The organism is Streptomyces sp. ISL-11, assembly GCF_018614525.1.
Lineage (GTDB): Bacteria > Actinomycetota > Actinomycetes > Streptomycetales > Streptomycetaceae > Streptomyces.
Genome location: NZ_JAGGOL010000209.1, coordinates 21,715 through 28,265, shown reverse-complemented (window position 1 = coordinate 28,265; position 6,551 = coordinate 21,715). Strand labels below are relative to the sequence as shown.

The 6,551-nt window shown below is 75.4% G+C and carries 4 protein-coding genes; 2 read left to right on the top strand and 2 right to left on the bottom strand.

The window, feature by feature from the left end:
- Positions 1–1,663, bottom strand: a 1,663-nt coding sequence (locus J7E86_RS30155) for a glycogen debranching N-terminal domain-containing protein (protein WP_251019895.1), incomplete at its 3' end; no start/stop codon positions are given.
- Between the two features lie 281 nt (positions 1,664–1,944).
- Positions 1,945–3,378: a DUF4192 domain-containing protein gene (locus tag J7E86_RS30150; protein WP_215085996.1), complete on the bottom strand. Its 1,434-nt coding sequence runs from the start codon at positions 3,376–3,378 to the stop codon at positions 1,945–1,947.
- Positions 3,379–3,560: 182 nt separating this feature from the next.
- Between J7E86_RS30150 and J7E86_RS30145 the strand changes: the two genes are divergently transcribed.
- Together J7E86_RS30145 and J7E86_RS30140 are read left to right on the top strand one after the other, a co-directional pair.
- Positions 3,561–5,726: a RecQ family ATP-dependent DNA helicase gene (locus J7E86_RS30145; RefSeq protein ID WP_215085995.1), complete on the top strand. Its 2,166-nt coding sequence runs from the start codon at positions 3,561–3,563 to the stop codon at positions 5,724–5,726.
- 227 nt (positions 5,727–5,953) lie between these two features.
- Positions 5,954–6,532: a hypothetical protein gene (locus J7E86_RS30140; protein ID WP_215085994.1), complete on the top strand. Its 579-nt coding sequence runs from the start codon at positions 5,954–5,956 to the stop codon at positions 6,530–6,532.
- Positions 6,533–6,551: the final 19 nt, after the last annotated feature.

Here is a 6,551-nt window from a genome sequence, read left to right as displayed (position 1 = left end):
CCGCCGGCCGGCAGGCCGCCGGGTGCGCCAGCGGCGCGCTGCCCGTGGCGCGCTGCTCGCCCGCGTACATCTCCGGCAGCCGGTGGCCGAAGGACTCGGCGGCGTCGACGACGCCCCGCAGCAGCGCGCCGGCCTCCTTCTCGAATCCGGCCGCCGCCAGCCCCGCCACGGCCACGGCCGTCTCGTGGACCCGGACGGCGCCGCTGCGGTGTCCGAAGGGATTGTGTCCGGGTTCCTTGATCCCGAGGCTGCGCAGTCCCCAGCCGGAGTCGAGGGCCGGGCTGCCGAGCAGCCTGGCGAGCTGTTCCGTCCGCACCTTGCCGAGCAGCCCGGGAGCGTACGACCCGCCGGCGAGCAACCCCGTGTCCAGCAGGTGCGCGGCGGCGGAGCCCAGGTGCGGTATCCGGTGCCCTTCGGGCGTACGGGCGGCTGCGGGGCGGCCGCCGCCCGGGTCCTCGATCCAGAACTCCTCCCGGAAGCGCCGCCGCAGACCGGCCGCCCAGGCCCGCCAGCGCTCCGCTCCGGGACGGTCGTACGCCTCCAGCAGATCCGCCCCGAGCAGCGCCGCACGGTGGGCGTGCGCCTGCACCTCGCAGCGGTACGGGCCACCGGGCACGGGATCCGCCAGGTACCCGTCGTCCCCCACGGCCGAGCGCAGCCACTCCAGGCACCGCTCGGCCGCCGGAAGCAGTGCTTCCGTCTCCCGCTCGGCCAGCCCCCACCGCCGGGCCTCGGCCAGGACCACCGGGAACAGGAGCGTCGCCTCGATGCCGGTGCAGCCCGGAGGCAGGTGGGCTCCCGCATGGCGCAACGCTCCGGGGATGCGCCCGCTGTCCGGTCCCTTTCCCCTCTGCTGCGTACGGGCCAGGGTGCGCAGCGTCGCGGCCGCGAGCCGCACTCCGAGCGGCAGGGTCATGCGGGCCGCCCACAGTGCCTCCGCCGGCGCGAGGCCGCAGCGCCAGGGCACTCCGGCGGCCAGGTGGGCCTCGCCGGACTGCGCGGGATCGCGCACCAGCAGGGAGCCGAGGTCGTCGAGGGCGGCCGCGAAGAGGGCGTGCGCGCGGGGGTCGTCCCCGTCGGCCTCGGCGTCGCCCCAGAGCGGCGCGGCACAGCGGGCGCGGGGGACGGTGGCCTCGGGCGGTCTGGCCCTGCCGTGCTGTTCCGGCAGCACCCTCAGCTCGATGCCGCGGGTGCCTCCGGGCGGCAGGTCGATCTCCCAGCACAGCAGCCCCGCGGACGCCAGGGTGTCGCCGGGCGGAGGGTCGGCCGTGACCACGGCCTGTGCGCCGTGAGCCGTCCACCGCAGCCCGCAGGCGTGCACCGCGGCGGGCACCTCGGGGCCGGGAACTCCTGCCGCGACGGCGCCCAGCTCGGCGAGGTCGGTGCCCAGGGACACCTCCACACCCAGCCGCAGCGGGCGGGCGGCGGTGCTGCGCAGGACGATCCGCTCGACGCCCTCGGCCGAGCGCAGCCGTTCGACGGTGACGGCCGGATCGGGCCCCGAGTCGGCGGCGGTCCGCACGGTGCCGACGAAGCGCGCCCGGTCGGCGGCGACCATTCGGCCCTGCACGGGGAGCGGCTCGGCGCCGCCGACCCTCACCACGCACCGCGCGAGGAGCCGTCGCCCTCCCCGGTAGAACCCGTCCAGGCCCTGTCCGGTCATCTGCCCGTGCTCACCGGAGACGGCCAGGGAGGGCAGGGCGACGCAGATCAGCGCCGTGTGCACGGGCTGGGGGCCGGGCGCGCGGCCGGGACCGGGCCGCTGTTGCGGGCTCGGTGGGCGGCGGGTCGGCTGCCCCTGGGGGACGATGCCTTGCACTTGTCTGCGCTCCCCTGTGAGTGTCACGTACCGGGACGACGGACAACGTTTGCGGGCCACCCGGATGAACGGTGCGGGGCCTACCGAAGTCACGGTGCCCGACCGGCACCCGCTCGTGGGCCGGGTCACTGAGGGCGGTCCTGCCGGTTGCGCAGCTCCCGCGCCGCGCTCCTGCGCCGCACACGCGGCCTGTCGGCCGGCCCGGTGGTCCCGCGGGGTCCGGTGGTCGCCGCGGACCCGCCGGGCCTGGTGCGGCGGCGGGCCGCCGACGTCGGGGCCATGCCCGCCGCCTCGATGGTTTCGGCGTCGGCGGTTTCGGGGTCCGCGGCTTCGGCTTCGGCGGCTTCGGCGTCGACGGCCTCCGCCCGGGCCGCCTCGGCCCGCACGGCCGCCCGCAGGGCGCGATCGGCCTGCTCCCGGCGCAGGCAGTGCCGCAGCGGCTCGGGGTCCAGGCCCTCGTTGCAGGCCCGGTGGAGGAGCTGGGCGAAGAGGTACTGGGGGTCGAGGCCCAGGGCGCGGCTCAGCGCCACCCGGGCCTCGGGCTGGTCGCCGACCGACCAGGCGACCCATCCCGCCAGCGTGATGGGGGCGGCGGCGTGTTCGGTGTACGGCGGCACGCAGCGGCGGGCGAGGGCGCGCCAGACCCGCAGGACGGCCGGCGCCTGCGGGCCTTCCATCCATTCCGCGGCGCGGTCGCGCGTCGTGCGGTCCTGGAGCCCGATGACGACCGTGGCGGCCTCCTCGGGAGCGATCAGGCCGTCGTCGCGCGCGTCGGACTCCGCCCGGCCGGGGACGGGCGGGGTCTCGTCGAACCGGCGCACCATCCGGCGGGCGAGGTCGAGCGTCTCCTGTCGTACGCCCTCGCAGTCACCGGCGCGGAGGATGCGGGGCACGAGTGCGACGGAGGCGGCGTCCAGCGCGCGCTCCTGCTCGTCGGCCCGGTCCCCGGTCAGGGGCGCGTAGCGGGCTTCCATCTGACGGAGGGATCCCCGCACCTCGATGCCGGCGTACGTGGCGGCCGCGGCCATGACGGAGGTGCCGGGGAGGGCCATGGGTGTGCCTTCGGGCGGGCAGCAGCGGGTGTCGGGGCAGCAGTAGGACCAGAAGCGGCCGTCGGAGATGCACAGCGCCTCGTACACGGGCATGTCGAGCGTTCCGCACGCCACGCGCAGGCTCTGGGCGAGGGGGCGCAGCCGCTCCATGACCTCTTGGGCGCTCTCGCCCGTGCCGGGGTCCTGGCACAGGAAGAGGACGACGCCGTCGGGCCGGGCGCCGCGCTTGTTGCTGCCGGTCACGAGCGTCTCGGCGAGCTGGGCGCAGACGTCGGGCCACTCCTCGCGGGCGGAGGGGATGCCGAGCCTGAGCCGGCCCCCGAAGCGGCCGCGCTCGCCGTGCAGGGCCACCATGACCAAACTGTCGTCCGGCTGGAATCCCATCAAATAGGGCAGGGCGTCGGCGAGTTCGGCCGGGCTGCACAGCGTGACCTGCTGTTCCGCGTGCGGGTCCGACGCGGGGGTGGAAGGGGCTGCGGGGCGGGCTGAGTCGTTGGGGTTCGTCATGGCCCGAGAGTCCCGTGGATCACGCAAGGTCCGCCAGCCCTGTGGATAACTCCTGCATATGGTCCTACTAATCCTGTGGACAGGTGTCCGTGCTCCAGGTTCCCCAGGTTCGGTTTCCCAGGTTTTCCACAGGCTGACGAGCTCGTTCGCGCGATGTCAGTGGTCTCGTGTTGCATGGGGGCATGACCAACGAAGACCTCCGCACCTCGGCCGACACCGTTCTGGCCCGCCTCGTCGGAGACAGCACCGGCACGGCGAGGCTGCGCGAGGATCAGTGGCGCGCGATCGAGGCGCTGGTCGCCCACGGCCGCCGCGCCCTGGTCGTCCAGCGCACGGGCTGGGGCAAGTCAGCCGTCTATTTCGTCGCGACCGCGTTGCTGCGCGAGCGCGGCAGCGGCCCGACGGTGATCGTCTCGCCGCTGCTGGCGCTGATGCGCAACCAGGTGGACGCCGCCGCGCGGGCGGGGATCCGCGCGCGCACGATCAACTCCGCGAACACCGAGGAGTGGGACACCGTCCAGGCCGAGATCGCCTCGGGCGACGTCGACGTGCTCCTGGTCAGTCCCGAGCGGCTCAACAATCCGGACTTCCGCGACCAGGTGCTGCCCAAGCTCGCGGCCGCCACCGGGCTGCTGGTCGTCGACGAGGCCCACTGCATCTCCGACTGGGGCCACGACTTCCGGCCCGACTACCGCCGGCTGCGGACCATGCTGGCCGACCTGCCACCCGGCGTTCCGGTGCTGGCGACCACCGCCACGGCCAACGCCCGCGTGACCTCCGATGTCGCCGAACAGCTGGGGACGGGCGAGGGCGCGGCGGAGGCGCTGGTCCTGCGGGGGCCGCTGGACCGGGAGAGCCTGAGTCTGAGCGTGCTGTCGCTTCCCGACGCCGCCCACCGGCTGGCCTGGCTCGCCGACCACCTCACGGAGCTGCCCGGGTCCGGCATCATCTACACCCTCACCGTCGCCGCCGCGGAAGAGGTCACGGCCTTCCTGCGCCGCCGCGGCCACACCGTCGCCTCCTACACCGGCAAGACGGAGAACGCCGACCGGCAGCAGGCCGAGGACGACCTGCTCGCCAACCGCGTCAAGGCGCTCGTCGCCACCTCGGCGCTGGGGATGGGCTTCGACAAGCCCGATCTCGGCTTCGTGGTCCACCTGGGCTCGCCCTCCTCCCCCATCGCCTACTACCAGCAGGTCGGACGTGCCGGGCGTGGAGTGGAGCACGCCGAGGTGCTGCTGCTGCCGGGCCGCGAGGACGAGGCGATCTGGAAGTACTTCGCGTCCCTCGCCTTCCCCTCCGAGGACCAGGTGCGCCGCACCCTGGACGTCCTGGCCGCCGCCGGCCGCCCGATCTCCCTGCCCGCCCTGGAACCGCAGGTCGACCTGCGGCGTTCGCGCCTGGAGACCATGCTCAAGGTCCTCGACGTGGACGGCGCGGTGCACCGGGTGCGCGGCGGCTGGACCGCGACCGGCCGGCCGTGGGCGTACGACGGCGAGCGCTACGCCTGGGTGGCGCGGCAGCGCGAGGCGGAGCAGCAGGCGATGCGCGACTACGCCGCCACGACGGAATGCCGGATGGAGTTCCTGCGGCGGCAGCTGGACGACGAGCAGGCCGCTCCGTGCGGCCGCTGTGACAATTGCGCCGATGCCCGCTTCACCGCGGAGGTCTCCGGCGTGGCCCTGGACGCGTCGCGCGGCGAGCTGGGGCGTCCGGGGGTGGAGGTCGAGCCGCGGCGGATGTGGCCGACCGGCATGGCCGCCGTCGGTGTGGAGCTCAAGGGCCGCATCCCGGCGGGCGAGCAGGCCGCCGCCGGCCGGGCGCTCGGCCGGCTCTCCGACATCGGCTGGGGCAACCGGCTGCGTCCGCTGCTCACCCCGCAGGCACCGGACACCCCTGTTCCGGACGATGTGGCCGACGCCGTGGTGACCGTGCTGGCCGACTGGGCCCGGGGGCCGGGCGGTTGGGCCTCCGGGGACCCGGCCGCGCTCGCCCGGCCGGTGGGCGTGGTCACCATCGCCTCGCGCACCCGGCCGCGGTTGATCCAGTCCCTGGGCGAGCGCATCGCCACCATCGGCCGCATGCCGCTGCTCGGCACCGTCGCCTACCGCGACGAGCACACGGACACCCGGGTACCGCGCACCAACAGCGCGCAGCGACTGCGCGCCCTGGACGGGGCGTTGATTGTGCCGCCCGCTCTCGCCGAGGCGCTGGCCTCGGCGAGCGGCCCGGTCCTCCTCGTGGACGACCTCGCCGATACGGGCTGGACCCTTGCCGTGGCCGCGAGGCTGCTGCGGCGGGCCGGGGCCGATGAGGTGCTCCCGCTGGTGCTGGCGGTACAGGGCTAGCCGGAAGTGCCGGCGGGGGCCGGGTGGGCGGCCGCGTGGGGCCAGGTGGTGGCGAGTGGCGCCAATTGATCGTTGCCGCCTGCCGGTGCGGCGGGGAGAATCGGAGCAGCTCCCCCGCCCCGTCCGGCCGGCCGTTCACGGCTCGTCGGGCCTGCCGTCGTGGTGGGCGGTCCCTGCCTGGCGCCCGCCGGCCGGCTGCCCATGGGCACGCAGACGAAGGGAGGATCATGACCTTCGGCTTCGCCCCGCCTCCGACCACCGACTCGGTGCCCCGTGTGGGCCGGTTGCTCGAACCCGCGGAGTGGGCCGCCGCCGAGATTCCCTTACTGCGCGATCCGCGGGAGGTGATATCCGGCCTCCACGCCCGCCATCCGCCGTCGCCGTCGCTGGCGGTCGTCGCCGTCCTCGACCCCGACGAACGGCTCAGGGCGAGCGCCTCGTTCACCCGCGGGTGCCTGGCGGCCGACGGCTGGGAACTGCGCAACGCGCTCCTGGACCGGCTGCGCCAGGTGATCCCTCACGACCTGCGCCGCCGCACCCCGGTCCGCACCGCGGTGCTGCTCTACTGCCGCGAGGGCGAGGGCCGTTGGACCGAGGAGGACGGCGCGTGGATGTGGGGCCTGCGCGACGCGTGCACCCTGCACGGGCTGCGCTGCGGCGCGTACATCACGCTGACCGGAAGCGGCTGGCGGATCCTGGGCGAGGGACGCAGCGGGCGCCGGCCACGATTGCCCGCGCGTCCGGCATCGCTCGTGACGTCGGGTGGCGGCGCGCCCGAGGCGCACCGCCGCACCGCGGCACGCTGAGGTGCCGGCCGGGTGGGCC

Excerpts from the sequence above, each read along its gene's own strand:
- J7E86_RS30145 (WP_215085995.1), top strand. The coding sequence starts at position 3,561 with ATGACCAACGAAGACCTCCGCACCTCGGCCGACACCGTTCTGGCCCGC.
- J7E86_RS30140 (WP_215085994.1), top strand. The coding sequence starts at position 5,954 with ATGACCTTCGGCTTCGCCCCGCCTCCGACCACCGACTCGGTGCCCCGT.
- J7E86_RS30150 (WP_215085996.1), bottom strand. The coding sequence starts at position 3,378 with ATGACGAACCCCAACGACTCAGCCCGCCCCGCAGCCCCTTCCACCCCC.